The 25389-nt window shown below is 65.5% G+C and carries 25 protein-coding genes; 11 read left to right on the top strand and 14 right to left on the bottom strand.

Going from position 1 to position 25389, the window contains the following annotated elements; genetic code table 11:
* Positions 1-3: 3 nt before the first annotated feature.
* The 3 genes from E0E39_RS12460 to E0E39_RS12450 are packed head-to-tail and all read right to left on the bottom strand — an operon-like array spanning position 4 to position 1078.
* Entirely contained in the window at positions 4-360 is a 357-nt protein-coding gene (locus E0E39_RS12460) for an Rv3654c family TadE-like protein (RefSeq protein ID WP_165444780.1), read from the bottom strand.
* On the bottom strand, positions 357-851 hold the full coding sequence (locus E0E39_RS12455; RefSeq protein ID WP_130875031.1) for a hypothetical protein: 495 nt from the start codon (positions 849-851) through the stop codon (positions 357-359). The genes E0E39_RS12460 and E0E39_RS12455 overlap by 4 nt, the downstream gene beginning before the upstream one ends.
* 5 nt (positions 852-856) lie before the next feature.
* A complete protein-coding gene (locus E0E39_RS12450; RefSeq protein WP_130875030.1) occupies positions 857-1078 on the bottom strand; it encodes a DUF4244 domain-containing protein in 222 nt (73 codons plus the stop codon).
* A 335-nt stretch (positions 1079-1413) separates the two neighbouring features.
* Here E0E39_RS12450 and E0E39_RS12445 point away from each other — a divergent pair, with 335 nt between their 5' ends.
* Genes E0E39_RS12445 through E0E39_RS12435 form a run of 3 tightly spaced genes read left to right on the top strand, consistent with a single transcriptional unit; the run spans position 1414 to position 5636 of the window.
* Complete coding sequence (locus tag E0E39_RS12445) at positions 1414-2907, top strand: SIP domain-containing protein (RefSeq protein WP_130875029.1); 1494 nt, start codon at positions 1414-1416, stop codon at positions 2905-2907.
* Positions 2908-2919: 12 nt separating this feature from the next.
* On the top strand, positions 2920-3921 hold the full coding sequence (locus tag E0E39_RS12440) for an ABC transporter ATP-binding protein (RefSeq protein WP_130875028.1): 1002 nt from the start codon (positions 2920-2922) through the stop codon (positions 3919-3921).
* Entirely contained in the window at positions 3921-5636 is a 1716-nt protein-coding gene (locus E0E39_RS12435) for an ABC transporter ATP-binding protein (protein WP_130875027.1), read from the top strand. Before E0E39_RS12440 ends, E0E39_RS12435 begins: the two co-directional genes overlap by 1 nt.
* A gap of 78 nt (positions 5637-5714) precedes the next feature.
* Here the strand turns inward: E0E39_RS12435 and E0E39_RS12430 are convergent, their stop codons facing one another.
* Positions 5715-6119 (bottom strand): carboxypeptidase-like regulatory domain-containing protein, encoded by a 405-nt coding sequence (locus E0E39_RS12430; RefSeq protein ID WP_130875026.1) that lies wholly within the window; start codon positions 6117-6119, stop codon positions 5715-5717.
* A 282-nt stretch (positions 6120-6401) separates the two neighbouring features.
* Here E0E39_RS12430 and E0E39_RS12425 point away from each other — a divergent pair, with 282 nt between their 5' ends.
* The 4 genes from E0E39_RS12425 (at position 6402) to E0E39_RS12410 (ending at position 11007) form a co-directional block, all read left to right on the top strand.
* Positions 6402-7868: a DUF7059 domain-containing protein gene (locus E0E39_RS12425; protein ID WP_130875025.1), complete on the top strand. Its 1467-nt coding sequence runs from the start codon at positions 6402-6404 to the stop codon at positions 7866-7868.
* A 145-nt stretch (positions 7869-8013) separates the two neighbouring features.
* On the top strand, positions 8014-9483 hold the full coding sequence (locus E0E39_RS12420) for a leucine-rich repeat protein (RefSeq protein ID WP_165444779.1): 1470 nt from the start codon (positions 8014-8016) through the stop codon (positions 9481-9483).
* 244 nt (positions 9484-9727) lie between these two features.
* Positions 9728-10051 carry an immunity 53 family protein gene (locus E0E39_RS12415; RefSeq protein ID WP_130875023.1) on the top strand — a complete coding sequence of 108 codons (324 nt, stop codon included), beginning with the start codon at positions 9728-9730 and terminating at the stop codon, positions 10049-10051.
* Complete coding sequence (locus tag E0E39_RS12410) at positions 10048-11007, top strand: hypothetical protein (protein WP_130875022.1); 960 nt, start codon at positions 10048-10050, stop codon at positions 11005-11007. The genes E0E39_RS12415 and E0E39_RS12410 overlap by 4 nt, the downstream gene beginning before the upstream one ends.
* A gap of 12 nt (positions 11008-11019) precedes the next feature.
* On the opposite strand, the gene E0E39_RS12405 is transcribed toward E0E39_RS12410, so the two are convergent.
* A complete protein-coding gene (locus tag E0E39_RS12405) occupies positions 11020-11412 on the bottom strand; it encodes a DUF1304 domain-containing protein (RefSeq protein WP_130875021.1) in 393 nt (130 codons plus the stop codon).
* A gap of 90 nt (positions 11413-11502) precedes the next feature.
* On the opposite strand from E0E39_RS12405, the gene E0E39_RS12400 reads away from it, so the two are divergent.
* Positions 11503-12123: a TetR/AcrR family transcriptional regulator gene (locus E0E39_RS12400; RefSeq protein WP_130875020.1), complete on the top strand. Its 621-nt coding sequence runs from the start codon at positions 11503-11505 to the stop codon at positions 12121-12123.
* 1016 nt (positions 12124-13139) lie between these two features.
* Here E0E39_RS12400 and E0E39_RS12395 read toward each other — a convergent pair.
* The 5 genes from E0E39_RS12395 to mutA all read right to left on the bottom strand — a co-directional run bounded on the left by E0E39_RS12395 (position 13140) and on the right by mutA (position 18726).
* Complete coding sequence (locus E0E39_RS12395; RefSeq protein WP_130875019.1) at positions 13140-13601, bottom strand: hypothetical protein; 462 nt, start codon at positions 13599-13601, stop codon at positions 13140-13142.
* Between the two features lie 17 nt (positions 13602-13618).
* Positions 13619-14029: a helix-turn-helix domain-containing protein gene (locus E0E39_RS12390; protein ID WP_245988312.1), complete on the bottom strand. Its 411-nt coding sequence runs from the start codon at positions 14027-14029 to the stop codon at positions 13619-13621.
* A 33-nt stretch (positions 14030-14062) separates the two neighbouring features.
* The gene (locus E0E39_RS12385; RefSeq protein ID WP_130875018.1) at positions 14063-14563 is read right to left on the bottom strand and encodes a hypothetical protein; all 501 of its coding nucleotides are present in this window, start codon (positions 14561-14563) and stop codon (positions 14063-14065) included.
* 98 nt (positions 14564-14661) lie between these two features.
* A complete protein-coding gene (gene scpA, locus E0E39_RS12380) occupies positions 14662-16854 on the bottom strand; it encodes a methylmalonyl-CoA mutase (RefSeq protein ID WP_061787214.1) in 2193 nt (730 codons plus the stop codon).
* 3 nt (positions 16855-16857) lie between these two features.
* Complete coding sequence (gene mutA / locus E0E39_RS12375; RefSeq protein ID WP_130875017.1) at positions 16858-18726, bottom strand: methylmalonyl-CoA mutase small subunit; 1869 nt, start codon at positions 18724-18726, stop codon at positions 16858-16860.
* A gap of 285 nt (positions 18727-19011) precedes the next feature.
* Between mutA and E0E39_RS12370 the strand changes: the two genes are divergently transcribed.
* Positions 19012-19389 (top strand): DUF2218 domain-containing protein, encoded by a 378-nt coding sequence (locus tag E0E39_RS12370; RefSeq protein WP_130875016.1) that lies wholly within the window; start codon positions 19012-19014, stop codon positions 19387-19389.
* Positions 19390-19426: 37 nt separating this feature from the next.
* Here the strand turns inward: E0E39_RS12370 and E0E39_RS12365 are convergent, their stop codons facing one another.
* Entirely contained in the window at positions 19427-20014 is a 588-nt protein-coding gene (locus E0E39_RS12365) for a histidine phosphatase family protein (RefSeq protein ID WP_130875015.1), read from the bottom strand.
* A 111-nt stretch (positions 20015-20125) separates the two neighbouring features.
* On the opposite strand from E0E39_RS12365, the gene hpt reads away from it, so the two are divergent.
* Positions 20126-20677: a hypoxanthine phosphoribosyltransferase gene (gene hpt / locus E0E39_RS12360; RefSeq protein WP_130875014.1), complete on the top strand. Its 552-nt coding sequence runs from the start codon at positions 20126-20128 to the stop codon at positions 20675-20677.
* An 862-nt stretch (positions 20678-21539) separates the two neighbouring features.
* Complete coding sequence (locus E0E39_RS12355; RefSeq protein WP_130875013.1) at positions 21540-22328, top strand: AfsR/SARP family transcriptional regulator; 789 nt, start codon at positions 21540-21542, stop codon at positions 22326-22328.
* Positions 22329-22392: 64 nt separating this feature from the next.
* Here the strand turns inward: E0E39_RS12355 and E0E39_RS12350 are convergent, their stop codons facing one another.
* The 3 genes from E0E39_RS12350 to E0E39_RS12340 all read right to left on the bottom strand — a co-directional run bounded on the left by E0E39_RS12350 (position 22393) and on the right by E0E39_RS12340 (position 25214).
* On the bottom strand, positions 22393-23265 hold the full coding sequence (locus E0E39_RS12350) for an SDR family oxidoreductase (protein WP_130875012.1): 873 nt from the start codon (positions 23263-23265) through the stop codon (positions 22393-22395).
* A gap of 237 nt (positions 23266-23502) precedes the next feature.
* Entirely contained in the window at positions 23503-24387 is an 885-nt protein-coding gene (locus tag E0E39_RS12345; protein ID WP_165444778.1) for a nitroreductase family protein, read from the bottom strand.
* 179 nt (positions 24388-24566) lie between these two features.
* Positions 24567-25214 (bottom strand): 4'-phosphopantetheinyl transferase family protein, encoded by a 648-nt coding sequence (locus E0E39_RS12340; protein ID WP_130875010.1) that lies wholly within the window; start codon positions 25212-25214, stop codon positions 24567-24569.
* Between the last annotated feature and the right edge of the window lie 175 nt (positions 25215-25389).

Genomic DNA, 25389 nt, shown 5'->3' with positions numbered 1-25389 from the left:
CTTTCACACCGTCCCCGCGGTGGCGCTGCGCTCCACGTCGGCGGGGTTGAAACCACGCCCCTCCAGCAGCGGCAGGGCCGTCGTCACCTCGACCACGAACCGGGGACGCTGCCCCCGCACCTCGCAGCCGGTGAGGCGCCCACCGTTCTCGGCGGCCACCCTCGCGGCCTCGGCGCAGGCGTCACCACCATCCGCCTCGACCGCTGCGGCGGCCAGGGCCGTCAGGTCGGCGACATCCTGGGCCTTCTCCGCGCGGGCCAGCCACCCGACGATCAGTGCGGCGGTGGCCGCGACCATCACCAACCCCAGGCAGATCCCCGCGACCAGCACCGTCCCCACTCCCCGCTCGTCGTGCGTCACGGCCCGACCCCCGGCTCCCAGTGCGCCCAGGCGGTGGCCTCAAGTGGAATGACACCGACGTTGAGAACCGGGACGTCCAGGCGGGTCGTCACCCGCACCCCGGCCTCGGCGCGTTCGATCTCGATGCGCGCCCGCTCGGGCGCCTTCTGCCTGGTTCTCTCCGCCAGCGCGTCATCGCCCCGGGACAGGTGCTTGGCCAGGTCAGAGCTGATGGTCTGGATGCCCGACTGGCACACCCCCAGCAGGACGATCCCGACCAGGGCCGAGACCAGCAGCACGATGGTGATCAGTCCGATGGCGAACTCCACCGTCACCATTCCCCGCTGCCCACGACGGGCCCTGCGCCGCCCGAACCAGCCGACGCGCCCCGCTCGTCCTCGGCGAGGTGCCGGGGAAACCGGGGGTGCGGCTTCAGCCGTCGCTGTCTCCTCGCCCCACGCCCCCGGCTCACCCACCCGGAGGCGTGGGGCGGATGCATCCGCCCCACGCATGCCGATCAGTTGTCCTGCTGGGCGACGTTGACGAAGATGTCGGTGACCCACTTCATGATCGTGTCGAAGATCGAGTTGTCATGGAAGACGCGGATCAGCAGCATTGCCGCGGCCGCGGCGCCCAGCAGACCGATGGCGTATTCGACGGTGGTGAGCCCCCGTTCGGCAAAACGACGGGACAGCGGTTTCTTCTCGATGCGGGCGATGCTCGTGGTGGACTCGTTCATGGCTTCCCCTTTCACACGTCCACCGGACGCCTTTCATCCGGTGACACCCTCACCTTGGGCATCGTGATCCCCGCGAATTGCCTTTTCCACATTCAGCCGTCCGGGTGACAACACCCGGACTCTCCCGGACAACACATTCGGTTTTCGCAACAACACCACCCGTAGGAGGAGGCCGAGGTCCGTTTCGACGACGGACGACCCTGCCGTTGCTCCTCGCCCGGTCGATGAGATGGAAGGCCTGTGCCCGCGTCCTGTCGCCTCGGACAGGGCCAGGCTGGGTGACGAATTCCCATTCGCCACTATGGATGGGCAAAACTTCCTGAAAGGATTCAGCCATGGGTAAAGGGATCCAGGGGGCGGTGCTCAAGAGCCTCGGGGCCACGGAGCACGTTGTGACGGTGATGGGGCGCGAACACCGCGCGGATCACTTCGTACGTGTGTTCCTGCGGTCCGACACGCTGCTCGCTCCTGCCGGGGAGGCGCCCGGGAACTGGGTGCGTGCCTGGTTTCCTGATCCCGATGGCGGGGCGAAACAGTTCCAACGTGGGTATACGTTGGCCGAGGCGGATCCGGGGACCGGTGAATTTGCCATTGACTTCGTCATTCACCATCCGATGGGTCCTGCGGCATATTGGGCCACGACGTGTGAGCCGGGTGATCAGATCGTGGCGATGCGGTTCGGCGAGGAACCCTTCGAGCTGCTGGATCCCGCACCCAGGGGGTATCTCTTCCTGGTAGATCTGGCGTCCTACCCTGCGATCCATTCCCTGGCCTGCTCGATCCCACCGGAACATCCGGTCGTGGTGTACCTGGAGCAGCATGATGAGCGCGACGCCGAGCTGCCGCTACCGGAGGGGCCGAACATCACGGCCAGCTGGGTGGAGGAATTGCCCGACGGGCAGGGTTTGGCGCAGGCCATTTCCGGGCGGGACTGGACCGGGTGGTACGCGTGGGTGACGGCTGAGTCCCTCGCGACCCGGCGTGCCCGCACCCCGCTGGAGCGTGAGTTCGGTTTGAACCGGGCAACGCTCCATGCTCAGGCCTACTGGGTGAAGGGGCGAGCCATGGGTAAATCGCGTGTCCTGGAACAGGCCGCTCGGGAACAGGAACCACACCCCACGGCGCCGTCCACCGTTTCACCCGCCCCGGAGCGGGTCCTGGCCCCGGCTCGTGGCGCGTTGGTCGTGGGTGGCACAGCGCAGGGTCTGCTCGCCGTGTTGCAGGTCGTACCGCTCGTCCTGTTCGCCGAGGTGGCCCGCCTCTTCCTTCGTGGCGCAGGTGTGGACGAGTTCATCGCGGTGGGCTTCACGGCCCTGTGGGTCATGGCCCTGAGCGCTATCGGCACCACGGCGTTGCTGTTCGGCATGCACATCTACGACGCCCGATTCGCTGCTGCGTTGCGACAGCGTCTGATGGACAAGCTGAGCACACTGCCACTGGGCTGGTTCACCAACCGCAAAGCAGCTGATGTGAAAACTTTGGTCGGCGACGACGTGGCAGCGCTGCACCATGTGGTCACTCATTCGGTGCTCGACCTCGTAGCTGCGGTCGTCACACCGGTTGTGACCCTGGGGTACCTGTTCGTGGTGCAGTGGCAGCTCGCCCTGGTGCTGCTGCTTCCGCTGGTCGTGTTCCTGTCCGTGATGATTCGGATCTCCCGGCGCGACGCCGACGCAAACGTTCTCGTGCAGCGCACCTCGGCTCTGGCCTCGGGGCAGGCACAGACCTTCCTCAGCACGATCGACCAGGCCCGGGTGTTCGGTCCGAAGGCTGTTGTCGACCTGCAGGGCACACTGCGCCGGATGGGTGATGTCGTGGAACAGTGGTAGGAGGAAACCTCGGTGGCGAAAACCCAGGCCGTCATGATCAACCGCCCGACGACGGTGCTGGGCCTGTTGGTGCTGGCCGGATGGACATTCATCTCGGCGGGCTGGATGCGTCCTGAGGAGTTGATCATCTTCCTGATCGTGGGCACCTCGTGCGGGGTCCAGCTGATCGGGATCGCGTCGAGCATCGGTGTCCTGACGCAATCCTTCGCGGCCCGCGACTCCCTGGAATGGCTGCTCGGCACGCCGGGTCTGACCTCCTCCGACAACCGGCACGAGCCCCCGGGGCACGTCCGATTCTCAGGCGTCAGGTTCAGCTATGGGGCGGGACCCACGGTGCTACCGGCGTTGGACCTGGAACTTCAACCCGGTCAGGTCACGGCACTGGTCGGTCCCTCCGGAGCAGGTAAATCAACGGTGGCCGCGCTGCTGGCGCGGATGTGGGATCCGCAGGCCGGAATCGTCAGCATCGACGGTGTCGACATTCGCAGCCTCTCCTCCGACGAGCTGTACTCCAAGGTCGCGATCCTGCTGCAGGACGTGCAGCTGCTGCGAGCCAGCGTGCGCGACAACATCGCCTTGAGCCGGCCGAGCGCCACCGACGAGCAGGTGCGGGCCGCGGCGACGGCGGCCCAGATCCACGAGCGCATCATGCAGTTGCCTCAGGGCTACGACACCATGGTCGACAACACGCGCCTCTCTGGCGGGGAACGTCAACGCATCGGGATCGCCCGAACGCTGCTGGCCGACACCCCGATCGTGGTCCTGGACGAAGCCACCGCCGCGGCCGATCCGGACTCCGAATGGGCGATCCGCCAAGGGCTGGACCATCTGCTCACGGGACGCACCGTTCTCATGATCGCCCACCGGCTCCACACCATACGGGACGCCGACCGGATCGTCGTGCTGCGCGACGGCGCCATCGCCGAATCCGGCACCCATCAGGAACTGCTCGACCGGGACGGAATCTACACCGAGTTGTGGCGCGCAGGCTCCGCGCATGAGGGGAGTCGGTAATGCTGCGACACCTGCACGCCATCACAGCCAAACGTGATTTCTGGACCTACTTGGTCTTGGCCGTCGTCTCCGCGACACTCCAGGCGGCCGCGATCCTGGTGTTGTTCCCCCTGGGCAGATCCCTGTTCGGCGGCTTCCCGGCCAGCGGCGCCCCGTGGGTGGCGGCGCTGCTGGGGTTGATCGTCGCGGCCTGGGGCATGGACGTGCTCACCGCTCGGCGCGGACTGCGTCTCGGGGTCAGCATGATGCGCACCATCCAGCAGCGCACCCCCGGAGCGGTCCTGGCGTGGCCCGACGTGACTCCGCAACGGGCCGCGGCACTGCGCACCCTGATGGCCAGCGGGGCCACCGAGGCCACATCCGGGGTGATCCTGCTGATCACCCCGGTGGTAACCGCCGTGGCTTTCACGCTGGCGCTTGGAATTGGGCTCCTGGCCATCTCGCCTCCCGTTGGGGCGGTCACCCTGGTTGGCGGAATCCTGGCGTTGGCGGCGTTGTGGGCCAGCACCGCGCTGGAATCGCGATCCCAACACGCCTACACTGCAGCGACCCAGGAACTCGACGACCGGCTCTTCGAGTTCGCCTGGGCCCAGCCGTCACTGCGCACAGCACGCAACCTGTCCTTGGGGAACCGGTTGGTCACCGACGCCATAGGGAAAACTCAACGCCGGATACTGAAACTCCTGCTGTGGCAGATCCCCAGCGAGTTCCTGTTCAGCCTCGTCCTACAAGCGGTGCTGCTCGGTTTCGGTTTCACGGCGTGGCTGGCCCTCGACTCCGGTGCGATCGATGCGATCACCGCAGCCACCCTGATCATCGTGCTGCTGCGAGTCCTCGAGCAGGTCACCACGGTGGCGGGTACCGTCGCCGGAGTTGTCGCGATCAACCGCAACCTCCGAGAAGTCCACGCCATCATCGACACCACCCCGATCAACCTCTCACCTCCCATGTCCGAGGCACCGCACCTGCGGGCCCGGAATCTGAAACTGACCTACCCCGACGGCACCGTCGGCCTCGCGGATGTGAACCTGGACCTGTTACCGGGAACAGTCACCGTGGTGATCGGAAGGTCCGGCTCGGGCAAAACCACCCTCATCAGAACCCTGGCAGGGCTGAGCACTCCCGACACGGGCACCATCGCACTGGGCGGAAACAACAGCCCAACCGAGACCACGACGAGCCACCTGCGAAGCAATGCGGCCATGGTCTTCCAGGACACGGTCCTGGCCGACGCGTCCCTGCGGGACAACCTACTGGCCATCAACCCCGAACTCGACCAGGCCGACCTCGATCACATTGCCGACGCCGCCATGCTGGCCCCTCTCCTGAATGGGACACCCGCAGGCTGGGACACACCGGTGGGTGAACTGGGCAGCCAGCTTTCCGGCGGGGAACGCCAACGGGTGGGCATCGCCCGCGCCCTGGCGAAAAAAGCACCCCTGCTCCTGATCGACGAGGCCACCTCGGCCCTCGATTTCCGCAACGAACAGGCCATCATCGACAGCATCAACCAGATCCGCCACAACCACACCACCGTGGTGGTGACCCACCGGCCCGCGATGCTGGAACTCGCCGATATCGTCGTCGTCATGAGCGAAGGACGCATCGTCGAACAAGGCGTCCCGGCCGTTCTGGCGGCGGCATCCGGGGAATACGCACGACTCCTCCGGGAATGGCGAGCAGCCGCGCAGTGGAGTCTCCGGGCAACACGGTGATGCGGCACTCAACGCGGAAAACGCCCCGTTCCACGCCCGGAAACGCGTCGAGCGCTGCGCTACCGGGGAAACCTTGGGCTATTTCCTGCGGACCGTGAAGGTCTGCTCGAACGTGTCGGTTTCCGGCACCTGAACCGGGAACTCCTCCTCCTGGTGGATCTGGTGCTTGTCGCAGTTGATGACGATGCGCTGCGGGCCGCGGCGGATTCCGACGGAGAACATCCCCGAGGTGTCGGTGACGATGGCCATTTCCCTCGAATCCCCCTTGATCGCGATGAGGCAGTCCTCGACCGGCTCGCCGTTCTCGTCGAGGACCGTGCCCTTCAGTGTGGCGCCGGATTTGTCCCCGCTGGGCTGGGGATCCGTGTTGCTGATGGGGCTGGCCTGCATGGTTTCGCTGGAGGGGGTCGCGGGGACAGTGGTTGAGCAGCCGAGCAGGCAGAGCGCCGGCAGCAGCCCCGTGATGATGTGCCTGGTGTTCATGTTCTCGCCTCGTTCCGGTTCTCGGGTCGATGGGAGACGCTCCGGTGGTCCCGGCCCGCTGGGTCGCGCGTTGCGGGACGCCGTGTTCTCGACGCTAAACGCCGGCGAAAACGAAGTCAAGGCGCTCGCAGGCGGGTCCGCGAGACGACCGGGAAGCGCGGGGGAGTTGTGTTGGCGCGGATGACTCCACGGGCGGGGAAACGGCTCGCGGGCACTCGTGGCTCGCGGGCACTCGTTTCGCGGATACCACGAACGCCGGCGCGAGGGTCCTATGGTTTCGGCATGGACATTTCCCGGCTGCGCGACCGGCTGATTGAGATCGACTACACCACCGACTCCGTGCTGGAACGCATCGGGCAGGCCGGGCAGGCCGGGTTGCACCGCAACTGCACCCTGCCCGCCGACGTCACCCTGGCCGGGGCGGACGACTCCCTCGCGACGCTGATCCGCCTGTTCCTGCTGAGGCAGCAGGTTCCATCCGGGGCGGCGGAACGCGCCTTCGGCGGGTGTTTCCCGGACGTGGTGGCGCAGGGAATCATCGCCGCGGACGGGGGATCCGCGCGGGCCGTGGTCGAACTGCGGCCCTACGCCTCACCCGACGACGGCGCCTCCGGGTGGCTGGTCAGCGACCTCACCCCCGGGCTCGACGGCATCGTGGAACCCACCCGGCCCGACTACGTGCTGGGTGCCTCGCCCGCGTCCCTGACCCTGGCGGAGATCACCATGCGGCGCCACGTCGGCCGGGCCCTCGACCTCGGCACGGGATGCGGGGTGCAGAGCTACCACCTGTCCCGCCACGCCGACCGGGTGGTCGCCACCGACCTCAACCCGCGCGCCCTGCGTCTCGCGCGCCTCGGCGCGGCGCTGAGCGGCATGGACGTCGACTTCCGGGAGGGATCGCTGTACGAGCCGGTGGCAGGGGAGCGGTTCGACCTGATCGTCTCCAACCCGCCCTACGTGATGAGCCCACCCGGCGGGGAACGCCTCACCTACCGGGAATCCACCTTCACCGCCGACGGCCTGGTTGAGGCCGTCGTCCGCGACGCCCCCGCCCACCTGAACCCGGGGGGCAGCCTCCAGCTGCTGACGAACTGGGCCATCCTCCGGGAGCAGCCGTGGGAGGAGCGGCTCGCCTCGTGGGTTGAGGGCTCCGGCTGCGACCTGTTCGCCATCGAACGCGAACGCCTCGACAGATTCGCCTACATCGAGATGTGGCTGACCGACGCGGGCCTGACGGGCCGTCCCGAATGGGAACCCACCTATCGCACATGGCTGGCCTACTTCGACCGCCTCGGCATCGACGAGGTCGGCATGGGCTGGATCCTGCTCACTAACGCCGGCCGCGAGACACCCGAGGTCCGGTGCGAGTCGTGGCCGCACGCCGTCGCTCAGCCCGTCGGGGAGGTGTTCGCCGCCCATGCCGCGGCCGTCGACGCCGCCCGCCTCGAAGCCGCCGAGCTGCTGTCGCTCACCCCACGCCTGACCGACGCTGTCGTCGAGACCACCGGCCGGCCCGGGGCCGCCGACCCCGAGTATCTGGTGCTGCGGCAACGCACGGGACTGCTGCGCGGGATGCGGCTGAGCACCGTCACGGGCGCGGTGCTGGGGGCCCTCGACGGTGACCTCACGGTCGGACGCACCATCGCCGCCGTGGCCCACCTGCTGGAGATCCCGGCCGCGCAGGTCGCATCCGAGGCGATCCCCGCTCTCCGGCGGGCCCTGGCGGAGCAGTACCTCACCGCCCACTGACCGAGGCCCGGTCCGTCAATCCCGAGGACGGCCCGAAACCTACCGGTGCTGGAACGTGCACCCGCCACTTTCGTTGATTGCTGGATGACCGGGCCGTGGATTCCGTGGCATGCTTTCCCGGTCCAGTAGGAAAGGCAAACCTCATATGTCTCGTCTGTTCTTCCGTCGAGGGTTCGTGATGGCCCTCGTGGCCGGCCTGGGATTCGCTTTCCAGGCCCCGGGCGCCCACGCCGCCACCGTCGACGTCGAGGTGGACGCGGTGACCTATCGCGTCGACCCGGATGCGCCCGGGCAGGGGGCGACGGTGGTCGGTTTCAACCGCACCGGGATCGCCCGCACCCTCACCATCCCCGCCAGCGTCACCCACGACGGCACCTCCTACCCGGTCAAACGTATCGGCGAGGAGGGGCTGCGTTCGGCCCGTCTGAAGGCCGTCACGCTGCCCGACGGGCTCGAGGAGATCGGCAAGGCCGCCTTCTACGGCAACTCCATCGACGACCTGGTGATCCCGGACTCGGTGACCGGCATCGGCGAGCAGGCTTTCATGAACAACCACATGAAAACCGTCGTGCTGCCGAAGAAACTCACCGAGATCAAGGCGTCCACGTTCGTCAACAACAACCTCACCTCGATCGACCTTCCCGCCGGGCTCACGACCATCGGCCCGGCGGCCTTCGCGTCGTGCCGCCTGACCTCGCTGGCGCTGCCCGAGTCGGTCACCTCCGTCGGCGCCTCCGCGTTCGAGGCGAACGCCCTGACCAGCGTCACCATCCCCAGGGGGTTGACGTCGCTGGCAGCCGGGGTTTTCTCCAACAACAAACTCACATCCGTGGAGATCCCGGAAACCGTGACGTCGCTGGGCAAGGAGGCGTTCGCGGGCAACAAACTCACCTCGCTGAAACTGCCGGGATCCATCACCACCATCCCGGAGCGGGCCTTCCACAGCAACGACCTGACCTCCGTGACCCTGCCGGAGGAGCTCACCGAGATCCAGGAGGCCGCATTCGAGTACAACAACCTCACCTCACTGACCATCCCGGCCAAGGTCACCACCATCGCGAAACGCGCCTTCGGCAGCAACGCCCTGACCTCGGTGAGGATGGAGGGTCCCGCACCCACCATCCAGGCGCCCGGCCGCTGGAGCCCCAACACCGGTTCCTTCGGTGATCCCCGTGACCTGAAGGTCAGCCACTACTGCCATCTCGCCGACGGCTACACCAAACCCACGTGGAGCGGCTACACCATCGCCGACGAGTGCATCGTCGTCACCGACAAGGGCGACGGCGCGACGGAACCGGCCAGGCCGTCCTTCGACGTGAACGCCGACGACGACGGCGACGGTTTCACCAACGGCGAGGAGGTGGAGGCCGGAACCGACCCGTTCGACCCGGACAGCCACCCGACCCGGCCCGCTCCGGTTCCCTCCACCTCGCCCTCGGCGACGGCCTCCCCGGCTCCCTCGGAGTCCCCGTCGCCCCTCAACCCCGGGACCCAGGACCCGACGGACCCGGCTCCGACGAGCACACCGCCCGCGTCGACACCGTCGGGTGCGGCGGCCAGCCGGGCCGTCACACCGGTTCATCCGGGTCTGCCGAAAACCGGGGCCTTCCTGTGAGAATGCGCTGTGGGGCCGGCCTCCAGCCACCGAATCCCGCAATGAGGGCTGTCAATTTTTCCCATCCCGGGGTGCGGTCTGTGACACTGTCGCCGATTGCAGATGAGCAGGAAACACAACATGGACATGCAACGGACAATCCCGCCGGGTGAACGGGGCGAGGGCGACTGGGGGGCGTTATGCGAATCATCCTGATGAGCGCGGGACCGTACCGCGATATTCCGGACCGCGTGGGGAAGGACTCGTGAACGCGCTGGAACGTCTCCAGGACTGGTACGTCACACAATGCGACGGGGTGTGGGAGCGCGACCGCGGGATCACGGTGGAAACCCTCGACAATCCGGGATGGAAGGTCGTGGTGGATCTGACGGGAACCGACCTGGAGAACGTCTCCTTCGAGGAGTTCGTCGTGGAGCGTCTCGGGGACGACTGGGTTCACGCCCGCGTCGCGGACACCGGGGAAACGGCCGTGCGACGTCGATTCGAGGTGTTCTGCGGACCCGGAAGCCTCGCGGAGGCCGTGGAAATCTTCCTTGACTGGGCCGCCGAGGCCCAGGAGGGACTGTGAGCCGGCTGCTCCGCCAACGCGACGCCCGCATACTTCTGTGGATCCTGATCGGCTGCGCCGTGGCGTGGCAGCTGTGGCGCTGGTTGCCGGCCGTTCCCGGGTCCGTTCCGTGGTGGGACGGCGCCGTCTCGACGGATTCCCGCGGCGGGAACGTCGTGGGCGGCTGGGACCCCCGGGCCCTGCTCACCCCTCAGGCGTTGCTGCCACTGCTGGCCTATGGCCTCGGGATCGTGATCACACTCCTGCTGGTGCGGCGCTTCCAGCACCGCCCGGGGTTCCGGTGGGCGACGGCGGGGTCACTGCAGGTGCTGGCGCTGCTGGCCGGGTTCGCCACCAGCGGTTGGGAGATCCTGCTGGGGCTCGTGGACCTCGAGGACCCGAACAGCCGGGCCGGCGATCCGGGAGGGGTCGGCCTGAGCTGGGTGGCCGCCCCACTGCTGAGCTGTCTGCTCACTGGTGGGTACGGCCGGCGCCTCGCCACATCCGGGAAACGCTCCAGGAAGGGGCTCACCGATCTGCAGATCTGGGCGGTGGTTCTGGTGCCCGCGGGTCTGGTGATTGTCGCCGTGCTCTGCTCGGTGTCGTTTCCCGGCGGCACGACACTGGCCTCGGTGATCCCGATGCTCGGGCTCTACTGCGTCGGGATGTGGATCTTCCTGCACGTCATCCGAGCCCTCCCGGGGCTGCGGCCCGCGAAACTGATGCTGATCAACTGCCTGGTTCCGGTCCTCGCGGTGGTGCAGCCCGCTCTGGCCGTGCTGCTGGACAGCGTTCCCGGCCTGGGGTGGCTGACCGGGCTGCCCCTCCGGGCGTTCGAGGGGGCCGCGCAGCTGCTGTCCGGAGTGGGCGTCACGCTGAACGGTGGGCACTACGGGTTGCTGCCGATCGCGGAATCACTGGTGGTGCTGCTGATCTACCTGAGCCGGCTGAGGGGGTCAGCGGCCAGGGGGCGGTGAACCCGGGCCGTGTCAGCCGGCGATCACGCCGATGATCAGCGCGACGACACCGAGAGCGGGGATCACGCCCTGTTTGAGGGCCGCGGAGGCCTTGTCCGGGCTCGACAGCAGCAGGACGAGGCTGGCGGCCACCATCGAACCCGCACCGGCGAACACCAGCGTCGCCCCCACCGTCTGCTGCCCCGCGAGATGGAGCACGATGCCGAGCGCCGCCACCACCGCCAGGAAGAGGTTGTAGAAACCTTGGTTGAAGGCGAGCTGCCGCTGCGCCTCGGCCTGCTCGACGCTCCCGGTGCCGAAGATTCTCCGGGCCCGTTCACCCGTCCACGCGACGGATTCGAGGTAGAAGATGAACACGTGCACGAGCGCGGCGATTCCCGCGAGCACGAGACCGACGGTAGTCATGGATCCCCCTTTCGTGCGGCCCGAGCCGCTTTCTGTATCGACCGGTCCACTATATTCTGGATTGATCAATCCGCAAAGTGGAGGAACGACATGGGACGAACGCAGGCCTTCGACACCGACGAGGTGGTCCGCGCCGCCCGCGACCTCTTCTGGGACCTGGGCTTCGAGAACACGCCACTGCCGGAGCTGGAACGTGTCACGGGTCTGAGCCGGTCGAGCATCTACAACACCTTCGGCTCGAAGCGGGGCCTGTTCGACGCGGCCGTCGCCAGCTACCTCGACGAGGTCGTCCGGCCGCTGCTGAGGCCTCTGGCCGTTGACGACGTCCCTCCGGGGGCGCTGCAGGAGTACCTCGCGGGGTTGCGTACGGCGGTGCTCCGTGGGGAATCGGGGGCGGCGAGCGGGTGCCTGCTGATCAGGGCAGCGAACACCCCTGTCGGGCGTGACGACGCCGTGGCCCGCGTGATCGCCGGCTACCGGGAGGATCTGCGAACCGCCCTCTGCAGGGGCGTGCGGGCCTGGTTCCCCCAGCTGCCGCCGGCCGAACAGGACGTTCTCGCGGAGGTGTGCACCGGCCTGGTCGTCGCCGCCCTGGCGCTGGCGCCGGTCGATGCCCGGCTCGCGGCGGGATCGCTGGATGCGGCCCTCGATCTGCTGCGGATGAGCGAACACGAGGCCTCACGCCACGAGTGCAGGGGAAGCCGTCGCTGACCGGCATGCCTCCCGCACGTGGATGTCTGGCGGCCTCGAGTTCCTGTCGACGTGAGATTCATCCCGGGGATGCCGTCATGGGGAGCTCGGCCGGTTCGGGTGAGCTCGACACTCGAGTTCGGTTCCCCGGGCCCGATGCCGTCGCCCGCGAGCAGCCATTCGGCCTTCGTTGCCCCGGTGCCCCCTTGGTACCGCGACATCACCGATCGCGGCTGCCGTTCGGGAATCCGGAAAGCGCAGGGACGCCGCGACGGGTGGAGGCCTGGTACGCCGATGGTGCCGCTGATACTCCCGGGAAACCCGGTTGCGCAGCACTCGACACGGAAAGCGCTTCGTTTCGCCCCCAAAACCGGGTTGAGTGCTGCGTAACCAGGGAACCCGCGGATACAGACCGGCGCCTTCCGACTGGGGATCGGCGAGGCAAAGTGGAACTGCAAAGTGTAAGTGCTGTGCCCACAGTTACACTTTAAGTGTGACTTGGAGACTTATTCACAGGCGACGTGTCGACCAGCGAAACCCCTAGTCAGAGCGCGCTTGAGGATGACTGTGAATAAGCTTCTTGGGGCGATGTGGCTCTGGAAACGGTGGCCCGGGAACTGCGGATGTCAAGCGGTGGAGGCAGTAAGTAGGCGTTGACATGCTTGACATGGGGAGATTTATTCACAGGCGGGGCGCCGGCCAACGTACTCTTTTGGTGGTCGTGTCCTGGGAATTGCGGCGGGCTCTGGTGGTTTCGAGGTGGACTGCTCCTTTGTCCCGGTCCGGCTCAGCCGGCTTCGGAGAGGCTGTGAATAAGCCTCGGGGTGAGCCACATGAGCGCAGGTCCTGGCTAGTTCCTCCAAGAAAGCTTGTGTGCATCCATCCTCAAGTGCGCCCTGACTAGGGATTTTGCTGGCATTCGTGCTGCCTGTGAATAGGACTCAAGGTTGGGGTGATGTATGGCACGTCACGCGCCCAGTCTGAAAGTGTCAGCTTTTTCCAGCGGCAACTGCGATGAAGGGCTGGAAATCTGGGCCTCAGCTTGTTGAGGGAGGGCAAACGTCTGTGGGGGGACGCTTGATGAGTTCGAATTCTCCTTGCCTCAGAACTCCCAGAGTGAGAGTGCCGAGGCGCAGGTCGGCCACTTGATGCTGCAGTTCGGCTCGTAGGTACGGGTACGCGGTCATGACCGCAACGCGTTCAATGAAATCTTTCTGTACATCAGAATCAACCTCGTCTTTGGGCTCGCGTTGGTAAACCACAGCCACGGCACACCGAACCGTCATGTGCTCGTTCGTGAGCTGCATACGAAACCAGATCTCGATGATGTCGCTCCAAGAGATCGGGTTGATGTCGAGAGCCAGATCCCCTTCAGGCGTTGCGTCCGACAGGCTTTGCAAACCGTGGCCCGGGGAAGGATCCAGCAGCAGCTGAGCATTTCGTTCGATCAGGCGAACTTCTTTGAGATCGACTTGTTCGAGGAGTTCGTGGATGTCCATGGCTGCTCCTCCGGAGGTCAGGCGACGTCGCTGCGGACCCGAAGACGCGATGGGGGGACACGCTCGGCGTGGTTGCTCTGAGATGGAATTGAGACAACGTTGGTGGGCATGCGGACTGGAATCCAAGAGTCGCCATCCTGTCGCCGCTCGCTGTCGGTCGTGACGACGTGCGTGACGAGCGCCCCGATGGCGTGTGCGTAGCGGCGAATGCTGGCGAGCGTCGGGTTGCTGTCGTACGCCTCGAACTTGGCGATCGTGGGCTGGGTCACCCCCATCCGGTCCGCAACATCCTGCTGGGTCAACCCCTGATCGCCCCGGAGCTGAATGAGCCTGCGCAGCAGCGCGCGGTCGTTCTCCACGAGCTGGGTCGCGCGCCGCATGGAGGGGGAGTCGGGATCGATGCCGAGCAGCTCTTCAAGCGTGTTCATAGATTTTAGTTTATAACACGCCGTCAAGCTGGGTCATCGGTCTCCCAGGAGCGGCCGGGTCCAGCCCAGCCCCCAGTCATTGCCCTGCCCGGTCGTGAGTCGACACCGTGCTCTCTCTATGAAGAAGTTCTGCGCTGAGGCGATAGCCTCTGACGTGGGAAGCGACGTGTCCTTGATGTGGAAGAGCAGCACCACCGTTTGGTCCGTGCGTTGCCGTGGCTCGTGAAAGTAGGCACGAACCTTGATGTCCTGGTCTCCCCACAGCAGCCGGAACTCCCAGAGGCGCGGGTCGCGGTTGACGTACTCCCAGCCCGCTGCCGAGAGCCGCCCATGCTCTGCATAGTTGACCTGGCTTTTGAACTCGGCCAACCGCATTTCGAGTTCATGTCTAGGAACGGGAGAGCCGTCACGAGTCGCCGTGAGAACATCACGTAGCTCTTCCCTGAGGGTTGGGTCTCCCTCGACCTCTTCGTAGAGGTGCCAGCGCCGGGCCCCACCGCTGGCAGCTTCGGGCAGTCCGGTGCGCGATGACATGGCAAGCATCATATTACCGGTGACCGACATTCTGGGGGCCGAATCCGAGCACACCAAGCGGCCCGCCCCTTTCCGGGGCGGGCCGCTTGGTCACGGGGTCACTTGTCGCCGTGGAGGCGCTTGTGCAGGACCTCGAGGAGGTCGATCGCGGCCTCCGGGATGTTGGTGCCCGGCGGGTAGATCGCGTCCGCGCCTTTCTCGCGGAGCTCCTGGAAGTCCTGGCTCGGGATCACACCGCCGACCACGACCATGATGTCCTGCCGGCCCAGCTTGTCCAGCTCCTTGCGCAGCTCGGGAACCAGGGTGAGGTGACCAGCCGCCAGGGAGGAGGCGCCCACGACGTGCACGTCGGACTCGACGGCCTGCCGCGCGGCCTCCTCGGGGGTCTGGAACAGGGGGCCGACATCTACGTCCATGCCGAGATCGGCGTAGGCCGTGGCGATGACCTTCTGGCCGCGGTCGTGACCGTCCTGGCCCATCTTCGCGATCAGGATACGGGGACGACGTCCCTCCTCCTGCTCGAACTCCTCGACGAGCCTGCGGGCTTTCGCGACCGCAGCGGACGAACCGGATTCCTTGTTGTACACACCGGAAATGGTACGGATCTGCGCGGTGTAGCGCCCGTAGACCTTCTCCAGCGCGTCGGAGATCTCGCCGACGGAGGCCTTCGCGCGGGCCGCGTCGATCGCCACCTTCAGCAGGTTGCGGTCCGGGTCCGTCGGATCCGGGTTCCCCGCCGCCCAGGTGACGCGCTCCAGCATCTGCTGGGTGACCTCCTCGTCACGTTCGGCGCGCAGCCGCTCCAACTTCGCGATCTGCTGCTCACGGACCGCACGGTTGTCGACCTTCAGCACTTCCAGCTCGTCCTCGTGGTCGAGGGTGAACTTGTTGACGCCGATCACGGGCTGGCGGCCCGAGTCGATGCGGGCCTGGGTGCGGGCCGCGGCTTCCTCGATGCGCATCTTCGGGATGCCCTGCTCGATGGCCTTGGCCATGCCGCCGGCCTGCTCGACCTCCTGGATGCGTTCCCAGCCCTTGCGGGCCAGCTGCTCGGTGAGTTTTTCCACGTACGCCGAACCGGCCCACGGATCCACCGTCTGGCAGGTCTTCGACTCCTGCTGGATGAACAGCTGGGTGTTGCGGGCGATGCGGGCGGAGAAGTCCGTCGGCAACGCGATGGCCTCGTCGAGGGCGTTGGTGTGCAGCGACTGCGTGTGTCCCTGCGTGGCGCCCATGGCCTCGATGCAGGTGCGCACCACGTTGTTGTAGACGTCCTGGGCGGTCAACGACCAGCCGGAGGTCTGCGAGTGCGTGCGCAGGCTCATCGACTTCGGGTTCTTCGGGTTGAAGCCGCGAACCAGACGCGCCCACAGCATGCGGGCGGCGCGCATCTTCGCGACCTCCATGAAGAAGTTCATGCCGATCGCCCAGAAGAACGACAGCCGCGGCGCGAAGGCGTCGACCGTCAGGCCCACCGACTCACCGGCGCGGATGTACTCCACGCCGTCGGCCAGGGTGTAGGCCATCTCGATGTCGGCGGTCGCGCCGGCCTCCTGCATGTGGTAGCCGGAGATGGAGATGGAGTTGAATCGCGGCATGTTCGCGCTGGTGAAGGCGAAGATGTCGGCGATGATCTTCATCGACGGCTGCGGCGGGTAGATGTAGGTGTTGCGGACCATGAACTCCTTCAGAATGTCGTTCTGAATGGTTCCGGCCAGCTGCTCGGGCTTGACGCCCTGCTCCTCGGCGGCGATGACGTAGAGCGCCAGCACCGGGAGCACCGCGCCGTTCATGGTCATCGAAACCGACATCTGGTCCAGCGGGATGCCGTCGAACAGCTGCCGCATGTCCAGGATGGAGTCGACGGCCACGCCGGCCATGCCGACGTCACCGGCCACGCGCGGGTGGTCGGAGTCGTAGCCGCGGTGGGTGGCCAGGTCGAAGGCGATCGACAGGCCCTTCTGGCCGGCCGCGAGGTTGCGGCGGTAGAAAGCGTTCGACTCCTCGGCGGTGGAGAACCCGGCGTACTGGCGGATCGTCCACGGCTGGTTCACGTACATCGTCGCGTAGGGGCCGCGCAGGTAGGGCGCGATGCCGGGGCGGGTGGTGAGGAAGTCCAGGCCCTCCAGGTCGCCGCTGCCGAACAGCGGCGGCACCAGGATGTGCTCCGGGGTCTGCCAGCCGGCGGAGTGACCGACCTGGTGGAAGTGGTCGTCGAACTGTTTCTTGGCGTCGGCAGGGATGCCGTCGCCGTTCAGGTCGACCGAGCCGAAACGGGGAATCGTGGTCATTGCTCAGGCCTCCAGCTTGTCCAGGGTGGAGGTCAGCAACTCCACCACATTCATTCCGTCGAAGACGTTGCCGTCGATCACGGCGTTCACCTCGGCCTCGTCGCCGCCGAGTTCCTTCAGCTGCCCGGCGAGCCGCACCTCCTGGGCGCCCGCCTCCTTCAGGGCCTTCGCGACGGCGAGACCGTGGGCGGCGTAGACCTTCGCGCTGGAGCACAGGACCGCGATGTCGGTGCCCGCCTCCTGCATGGCCTTGACGAACACCTCCGGGTTGGTGCCCTCCGCGATCACGGTGTTGATGCCACCCACGTGGTACAGGTTCGAGGTGAAGCCCTCGCGACCACCGAAGTCGCGCCGGGTGCCGAGGCAGGCCAGCAGCACGGTCGGGGTCTTCTTGGCGGCCTTGGAACGGTCCCGGAGGTCCTCGAAGACCTGGCTGTCGCGCACGAACGGGATGCCGCCGAGCTTCGGGGCCGCGGGGCGCGGGGCGCGTTCGAGGGCCTTCTCGAGGTGGTTCGGGAACATCGAGACGCCCGTCAGCGGCAGCTTGCGGGTGGCGAGCAGCTTGGCGCGGGCCTCGTTGATTTCCTTGAGCTGGTCGGCCACGGTGCCATCGGCGATGGCGGCAGCCATACCCTTCTCGTCGAGCTGACCGAACAGCTCCCAGGCCTTCTCGCAGAGCTGCTTGGTCATGGACTCGACGAACCATGCGCCGCCGGCCGGGTCGTTGACGCGGCCGATGTTCGACTCCTCGGCCAGCACCACCTGGGTGTTGCGGGCGATACGGCGGGTCAGGACGTCGGGAAGACCGATCACGGTGTCGAGCGGCAACACGGTGATGAACTCGGCCTGGCCGACGGCCGCGGCGAAGGCCGAGATGGTGCCGCGCAGCACGTTGACGTAGGCGTCGTCGCGGGTGATCTCGCGCAGCGACGTGACGGCGTGCTGCACCGCGCCGCGTTTCTCCGGGCTCACCCCGAGCACCTCGCCGACCCGGTTCCACAGGGTGCGCAGCGCGCGCAGCCGGGAGATGGTGATGAACTGGTTGGTGTTCGCGGAGACCCGGAACAGGATGCTGTCGAAGGCCTCGTCGGCGCTCAGCCCGAGATCGGTGAGGGCGCGCACGTACTCGATGCCCGTGGCCAGCGCGTAGGCCAGCTGGGCGACGTCACCGGCGCCCATGGAATCGTAACGGGAGGCGTCCACGACGATGGGACGCACGCCCGGGAACGGCTTTGCAAGCTCCACGGCCCTCGCGATCACCGAGAGGTCGGGGATGGTTCCGTTGAGGGCGGCGAAACCGATCGGGTCGATGCCGAGGCTGCCGCGGATGTTCTCCTTACCGGAGGCGGCGAAAGCCGCGGCCAGGGCCTCGGCGGCCGCCAACTCATCGGTGTTGGAGGAAACATGTGTGGGGGCAAGGTCGAACAGGACATCGCTCAGGACCTCAGCCAGCTTGTCTGCGGGGACCGCATCGGGATCCACGCGCACCCAGACCGCGGAGGTGCCGCGCTCCAGGTCGGTGTCCACGGCCTTGCGGGCCTCGGCCGGGTCGGGTTCCTCAATGAGCTGAGCACTGAACCAGCCCTCATCCATCTCTCCTGCACGGACCGTGGTGCCGCGCGTGAATGGGGCCACTCCGGGGAAACCAAGCTCCTTGACGCCATCGTCAATGGTGTACAGCGGCTTGATCACAAGCCCATCGACGGTGTGGCTCGTCAGGCGCTTGTATGCCTGCTCAATGTTGAGTTCCTTGCCCTCGGGACGTCTCCGGTTCAGTACCTTCAGCACCTCTTTCTCCCAGTCTGCAAGGCTGGGAGTGGCGAAGTCAGCGGCGAGACTGATCTCGGCCGCGCTCGTTGATTCTGCGCTCATCGCTCTCCGTCCAAATCCTTCTGACAAACCATTGCGGGGGTATGGCTGCCTGGTTTCGGGACTGCTAGTCCTCGACATCCCAACCCTAGCCCAGCCCGGGCGAAAGACCGACCTCGGGGGCGGATTGGTTCCGGGGAAAAGGTGCCTGCCGGGCAGAGGATGGGCGTAATGGTCCTACCAACGACGGGCCTCGGGCCCGGTGCCGCCGGGCGCTTCCCGGCGATGCGCCGGCCTCGTCAGGAGCCGTGGCGGAGACCCGCTTGGAGGATGGGTGAGGATGGGTTCATGAGCGCTTCCGAGACACACGTCTTTCCCCGCACCTCGACCGCGCGGGTGGCCACGGACCGCCCCGCCCGCTACGGCAAACAGCTGGCAAGCCACATGGGCCGCAAGATCACCACCACATGGGACGAGGACAGCAGGACCGGCTCCCTGGAGTTCAACCGCGAGGGCCCCACCACCGGCGTCGTCGAGCTCTCCTGCGACGGCGAGGTCCTGGTGCTGCGGCTGTCCGCGGCCGACGAGCACCTCGAACGACTGGAGGAGGTCGTGGGCATCCACCTGGCCCGATTCGGCGCCAAGCAGGGCATGGTGGTCCGCTGGGAACGTGGGGACGGGACGCCGGGCACCACCCAAGGCCCCGTGACACCCGGGGACCGCTGACCCCGGCGGCTTCTCGCCGGTTGATCCCCTGCCGGGGTCAGGCCACGGCCTCGCCCCAGCGTTCGATGCTCCAGCCGTCCCGGCAGGAACCGTTGATCACGATCCACTGGGTGTTGCTGAGCGGCGGTGCCTTCTTCAGGCCGAAACCGGGGTCCTGCGCCAGCGTCCACACCCGAAGCGCCGCCCCGTGGCTGACGACCGCGGCGCAGTCGTGGCCGGCCGACTCCACCCTGCAGATGGCCGAGGTGAAACGGGACATGAACTGCCGCGCCGTCTCGCCGCCCTCCAGGCAGGAGTCCATGTTCTCGGAGGACCAGGCTTGCAGCTCCGCCACGTAGGCCCGCCAGTCGTGGTTGAGCTCCTCCACGCCCGCCGAGATCTCCTGCACCCCGTCGAGGACCTGCACCTCCAGTCCCAGCGACTCGGCGAGGGGGGCAGCCGTCTGCTGCGCGCGTGTCAACGGGGATGCGTAGACCGCCTCGATCGGTTCGTCGGCAAGCCTTCCCGGCAGCGAGGCGGCCTGGGTCAGGCCGTGATTGGTCAACCGGTAGCCCGGGTAGGCGGTGTCAAGCCGGTGGTCGACGTTCGCCTGGGTTTCGCCGTGACGGATCAGGAGGAGTCGCATGGCTTGATCGTAAGCGGGTGAAGCCGGCCGAACAGGCGTTTCGGACCCAAGTCGCCGACTCGCCAACCAAGAAGACGGTGTCGGGGAGTGGGGGGTTCTAGGGTGACAAGGGTGGATGCAGCCGATGTGATCTCCGACCTGTCCGAAGTTCTCTACACCAGCGACCAGATCGCGGCACGCGTCGCTGAGATCGCCGTCCGGATCGATGCCGACTACGCCGGGCGTGACATCCTGCTCGTGGGGGTGCTTAACGGGGCGATTATGGTGGTCTCCGACCTGCAACGCGCCATGAAGAGCCACGTGGAGATGGACTGGATGGCCATCTCCTCCTACGGTTCCGGCACCCAGTCCAGTGGTGTGGTGCGCATCCTGAAGGACCTTGGCGTCGACATCGAGGGACGCCACGTCTTGGTCGTCGAGGACATCATCGACACCGGCCTGACGCTGAGCTACCTGATCTCGAACCTGACCAGCCGCAGGCCCGCCAGCCTCGAGATCATGACGATGTTCCGCAAGCCTGCGGCGGCTCAGATGGATGTGCCCGTCAAGTACGTCGGCTTCGACATCCCCAACGAGTTCGTCGTCGGCTATGGCCTCGACTACGCCAGCCGCTACCGTAACCTCCGCGACCTCGCGGTCCTGGCCCCCCACGTCTACTCCTGACTCTGCCCGCTTTCTTCTCGGACCGACACGGCATGTGTCGAAGTCGGTGCGCCACCCCTAGTCAGAGCGTGCTTTGAGGATGGCTGTGAACAAACCTTCCTCACGCCACCTTCACCCACCGACTTTGCCGTCCCTGCCTCGAACGCGATCGTGAAAACAGCGCCTTGGAGCCAAGGCAACTCGCGAGAAGTTGAGAAGTTCTTCGTAGCAGCGAGTGGTTCAGGGGTCTGAAGCCGCCTGTGTCGAGGAGGCTGCGGGCGATGTAACGGGTGAGGCTGCGGAATTCTCGGGCTGTTCCTCGGAGGTGTTCCAGGTCACCCTCAGCGTGTCAACGATCCCGGTGATGCAGAGGTGGTCAACGACGATCATCGTCACTGCCAACGTGATTGCGTCACGTGAGAGTTTCGCCCTGCCGGGTGGATATCGTGGCGTCAGACCCGAGGGCGAGTGGCACGGTGGTAATGCGGCACCACTGCCTGAACCATGGTGGGTTTCCATCCATGAGGGATATGCGCCAACCGGCGCAACACCGCGTCATGGCGGGTCCTCGGCTGGGTGCAACCCGATACGTCCCCGGTAGCGTGTCGGGCCGGCAGCGGAGCACGGTGTGATCGAGTTCAACCTGCTGGGCAGGCGCCGACAAGACCAGTCGGCAGAACGCGTCGAGGCAGGGTGGGATAGCGCATGATGTACGGGCTCTTGGGTTTCGGATGCTGCTTCAACACCTTCATCCTGACCCAAGAGCCCCTTTCGTACCAGCCTCCCCGCCGATGCCATACCCCAGCTACCCGCCACACCCTGCGAAGAGCTGGTTAAGATGCATGGTGGCAGGTACAACGTCGTTTAGTAGAAAGTGAAACCAATGGAGGTTGATCGCGCAAGTGGAGGAATGCGACTCAGATTATCGGGGCGCATCGCAATTTGTGTTGGTTCTGATTGCTTTCCCGTTCGTTCCGGTAAAGCTCGAGTGTGTCTGGCATTGCTGGGAATGGAAGCCGGGCGTCCGGTGTCGAAATCAGTCTTGGGGCAGGAGCTGTGGGGCGATGATCAGCCCCGGGATGCGGACAACGCCCTGCAGGCCACGATCGCGCGTACTCGTCGTCTCCTCCGAGAGTGCGGGGTTGCCGAGAGGGCCATCGTTTCAGTTCCAGGGGGATATTGCTTCGATGTTGATTCAGCGAATGTTGATGCGCTCGTCTTCAAAGCTGCTGTACGTAGAGTGCTCAATTCTCCAAACGTTCCCATCGAGGAGTGCTGCCGGATCTTGGTGGGGTGGACCGAGCCTTTTCTCATGGGTGTCACGGGCTCTGCTCGGTGCGATGCGTATGCACGAAACCTCGAACAACTTCGGCTTGACCTACGTGAACGTATCGTCCTGAAACAACTCATGGAAGGAGATGTCATGAGCGCTGACCACAACACGGCAGAGCTCGTGCTGGAACGACCTCTTGACGAACGATACTGCGAGTTGCGTATGATTTCCCTCTATCGGCGGGGTCGTCATGCGGCGGCTCTCGAGCATTTCAATGGCTTTGCATCAACTCTTGGGGCGAAGATGGGGATGGTTCCTGGGAAACGGCTGTATGCCGTTTACGACATCATCTTGAATGATCGAGGTGATGGCGAGGCTGTCGACAAGCTCATCGCATAACTCGTTGCGCCGAGCCATGGGACTTGGCGCAACGAGGGGCAGATGTGGGTTTGGTGTTGTTTGATCAGTGCTTGCCCGCGACAAGATCCTTGTAGAAGTCGAGCAGCCTGTGAGTGCCGAAGGGTTCACCTACGCAGTCGTGGAGCATGCTCCACGAGATGAAGCGCATCGTGTCTGCCTTTCTCCGGTTGAAGACTCCGAGAGTTCCGATGATGGGTGACAGGGTGGCGGGTGACATGGTTGCGATTTTTGCGGGCCGATTGAGAGCTTGGAAGGCGCACTCAGCGAGCCCTTTCCAGGTGAAGACCTCGGGGCCTCCCACGTTCCATGCGCCCTCCTCGCCGTCGGTCAAGCGGTCGATGCAGAACTTCGCGAGGTCGGCGCCGTGAATGGGATTGATCCTGGTTTCCGGGCGGAAGAGGAAGACGCGACCCTTTTTGGCCATCTGAAGAATCTGGGTCATGTCGGAGAAGTATCCGGGGGGATTGATGATCTGACTCGATATCCGGGAGGCTGTCAGTTCTTGGGCGAAAGCGGTCTTTGCCCGGGTCAGCTGTGCCGGGCACTGGTCGCCTCCGATGACGTTGACGAAGCAGAAGTGCTTGACGCCGTGCTTCTCCGCGGAGCGGAGGACGGCGAGATTGGCCTGGTGGTCGATGTCCCAAGGATTGGCCTTCTGCTTGGTGACCCCCAAGGCGGATATGACATCGTCGGCCCCTTCTGCGACATCGGCGACGAATGCGGGATTCGTGACCTCCCCGACGGCCCAGTCGTCGACGAGGCCATCCAGTGAGGGAGAATCCCAGGGGCCTGGAGAGACGGCCCGCTCGCGACTGCGGGTGATCGCGCGCACCTTGTGGCCACGGCGGTGCAGCTCGGCGACGACGAAACGTCCGAGATAGCCTGTGGCTCCGGCGACGAGGGTTGTTGTGGTCATGAGTTTTCCTGCTCTTTCTGCTGTGTGCGGACGTGGTGTGCGAGGAGCGTCGGTCTGCTTCTGCGCAGCATCGAGGAGAAGAGGGTCAGGGGCCGACCGGGACGCTTCTGGTCACATGTGTCACATCCTTGCTGTCTACTCGGGGCGAACCCTGACGATGGGTTCATCCATTTCTGGACAATGTTATCCAAGAATAGACCGATCGCGGCGTCGCAACTTCGAGTGGGCGAGATTTGGTCAAGAAGTTTCGCATTCAAGGATCTCCTGTGTCGGCCTACGAGGCGTGGGACGCCCGGGTGTTGGATTCTCTGGGTGGCCGATGCGTGCCACGAAGAACGGGTCTTGCACACCTGTGCGTCGGGCAAGCTCGGCGCGCAGGTCTCTGTACTGGATGAGAACGGAGACCGGGTGCAATCCCAGTCCGAGGGCTTCGGCTCCAAGCCAAACGCTGTGCATGGCGGCACCGGCATCGGCGCAGGTTTCGTCGTCGTTCAGGGCATCGGCTCCTGCCGTGAGTAGTAGAAGACCGGGACTATTTCTGATGAGTCGAGCCAGGCTGCCCGCCAAGATCCGTGCAAGGCCCAACCTTCCCGTGATCGGCATTGCACGGGGGGAGCACAGGAACTGGGCGAAAAAGGAAGCGATTCCGTGCTCTGGTCCGAAGATGTCTCTCCAGGCAAAACCATCGGGGCGTGAGACGAGTTCCGCTTCGGAGCGAAGGAAACTCCATGTTTCTCGCCATGCCGTGGGGTGCAGGAAATCTCGTGGTGCACCAACCGCCGCCAGCTTGGACACGTCGGTGATGACCTGCGGATCGGTAAGGACGACGGCCCGGACCGAGTTTGCTTCGTTGCTCCGGTGGGAGGACGACGTGACAGCGGCGACTACGGATCGGCATTCCTCGTCGCTCAGGGGGACGCGCAGATAGGGGCCGCGGGCGGTTCGCCGGGAGACGAGGAACTTCGTTTCGCGCGTTGGTCGCAGATCCGCTTCTGAACGGATGATGTGAGCGGCGAGCGGAGCGGAGAAGCTTTTCGGTGATGCGACTCGTTCAAGGCGCCACCCGCGATTCTGCATTTCCAGATCAATGGCGTGCCACAGCGCCCCCAGACTCAGGAGCATCTCCGTCCGATGAGAGGGGAGGGAGCGCAGTGATCGTTTCTCGTCGACATACGCACACAGGAGGGGGGAATCCCCATCGCTTCTCAGTTCGAGCCTCCAGGCCTGGGAATTGTGAGAAGAAGGACTCCTCACAGCCCGGATGAGTGCGTCTTCGAGATCGGCTCGGGGGTCTGAAACTGTCATGATTTTGCTCTCTCGTCGTTGTGTTGTTTGATGGGTTCCTGCTCCCAGACGAGAGCCAGTGAGTGGGATCCCAAGTTTTTGGCGAATCCGCAGAGTGGCGCGTCAACGCCGCGGCCTTCCCGTGGAGGATGTTCGGTCCATTCGAAGACACCCTCGTCGGTGAACCGGGTCAGATGAACCACGTCGATTCCCTGGCGGATCCCACAGCCGCGCTGTTTGAGAACTGCCTCGGCGCAACTCCACGCCATGGCGGGCAGGAGCCGGACCGGCCGGGGAAGGCGCTCCGTGACATGCGTGATGAGCTCCAATACGTTGAGTGGCCACCGGCGTTCATGTGCCTCGATGTCGACACCAACAGGTCGGGTTGATGCTGCGGCGACTGCGAGACCGTGGGAGTGTGAAATGCTGATGTGGTAGGGCGCGCATGTGAGCGGTCGGCCGTGATCTGAATCGGAGACACTCGTCGTGATCTCCGGCCAGAAGGCAGCACCGGTGGAAGCTGCACCGTGAAGTGCGATGACGGCGTCCTTGGCCGCGAGCCTGCCCGCGAGCCATTCATCGGAGCGCCGTCCCCGTAGCTGTCTCCAAGAGGTCTTCTCGAGTTGCGTGAGTCTCTCTGCTGCCCAGTCGTGTCTCTCGACCATGCGGTGCTTGGTGATCGGAGCGATGGGGAGAAACCGGAGCGCGAGGTGGTGGGCAGACACAAAAGGCAGCGTCCTTCCGAAGACTGATGGATGACTGATGACATGCTGTCAGGAGGCTGATGCAAAAGTGTCAGACACTTGTCACCGCCGTGCACGCCGTTCCGTCAGGCGAGGC

The sequence above is a fragment of the [Pseudopropionibacterium] massiliense genome (genome assembly GCF_900607225.1).
Lineage (GTDB): Bacteria > Actinomycetota > Actinomycetes > Propionibacteriales > Propionibacteriaceae > Arachnia > Arachnia massiliensis.
Note: the sequence above shows the minus strand (reverse complement) of the source record. Positions and strands in the feature narration are given on the sequence as shown.

Excerpts from the sequence above, each read along its gene's own strand:
- scpA (WP_061787214.1), bottom strand. The coding sequence starts at position 16,854 with ATGACCACGATTCCCCGTTTCGGCTCGGTCGACCTGAACGGCGACGGC.
- E0E39_RS12450 (WP_130875030.1), bottom strand. The coding sequence starts at position 1,078 with ATGAACGAGTCCACCACGAGCATCGCCCGCATCGAGAAGAAACCGCTG.
- E0E39_RS12385 (WP_130875018.1), bottom strand. The coding sequence starts at position 14,563 with ATGTCATCGCGCACCGGACTGCCCGAAGCTGCCAGCGGTGGGGCCCGG.
- E0E39_RS12445 (WP_130875029.1), top strand. The coding sequence starts at position 1,414 with ATGGGTAAAGGGATCCAGGGGGCGGTGCTCAAGAGCCTCGGGGCCACG.
- E0E39_RS12430 (WP_130875026.1), bottom strand. The coding sequence starts at position 6,119 with ATGAACACCAGGCACATCATCACGGGGCTGCTGCCGGCGCTCTGCCTG.
- E0E39_RS12400 (WP_130875020.1), top strand. The coding sequence starts at position 11,503 with ATGGGACGAACGCAGGCCTTCGACACCGACGAGGTGGTCCGCGCCGCC.
- E0E39_RS12395 (WP_130875019.1), bottom strand. The coding sequence starts at position 13,601 with ATGGACATCCACGAACTCCTCGAACAAGTCGATCTCAAAGAAGTTCGC.
- E0E39_RS12370 (WP_130875016.1), top strand. The coding sequence starts at position 19,012 with ATGAGCGCTTCCGAGACACACGTCTTTCCCCGCACCTCGACCGCGCGG.
- E0E39_RS12420 (WP_165444779.1), top strand. The coding sequence starts at position 8,014 with ATGTCTCGTCTGTTCTTCCGTCGAGGGTTCGTGATGGCCCTCGTGGCC.
- E0E39_RS12435 (WP_130875027.1), top strand. The coding sequence starts at position 3,921 with ATGCTGCGACACCTGCACGCCATCACAGCCAAACGTGATTTCTGGACC.
- E0E39_RS12390 (WP_245988312.1), bottom strand. The coding sequence starts at position 14,029 with ATGAACACGCTTGAAGAGCTGCTCGGCATCGATCCCGACTCCCCCTCC.
- E0E39_RS12455 (WP_130875031.1), bottom strand. The coding sequence starts at position 851 with ATGCGTGGGGCGGATGCATCCGCCCCACGCCTCCGGGTGGGTGAGCCG.
- E0E39_RS12405 (WP_130875021.1), bottom strand. The coding sequence starts at position 11,412 with ATGACTACCGTCGGTCTCGTGCTCGCGGGAATCGCCGCGCTCGTGCAC.
- E0E39_RS12340 (WP_130875010.1), bottom strand. The coding sequence starts at position 25,214 with ATGGTCGAGAGACACGACTGGGCAGCAGAGAGACTCACGCAACTCGAG.
- E0E39_RS12355 (WP_130875013.1), top strand. The coding sequence starts at position 21,540 with ATGGAGGTTGATCGCGCAAGTGGAGGAATGCGACTCAGATTATCGGGG.
- E0E39_RS12350 (WP_130875012.1), bottom strand. The coding sequence starts at position 23,265 with ATGACCACAACAACCCTCGTCGCCGGAGCCACAGGCTATCTCGGACGT.
- mutA (WP_130875017.1), bottom strand. The coding sequence starts at position 18,726 with ATGAGCGCAGAATCAACGAGCGCGGCCGAGATCAGTCTCGCCGCTGAC.
- E0E39_RS12365 (WP_130875015.1), bottom strand. The coding sequence starts at position 20,014 with ATGCGACTCCTCCTGATCCGTCACGGCGAAACCCAGGCGAACGTCGAC.
- E0E39_RS12425 (WP_130875025.1), top strand. The coding sequence starts at position 6,402 with ATGGACATTTCCCGGCTGCGCGACCGGCTGATTGAGATCGACTACACC.
- E0E39_RS12345 (WP_165444778.1), bottom strand. The coding sequence starts at position 24,387 with ATGCTCCTGAGTCTGGGGGCGCTGTGGCACGCCATTGATCTGGAAATG.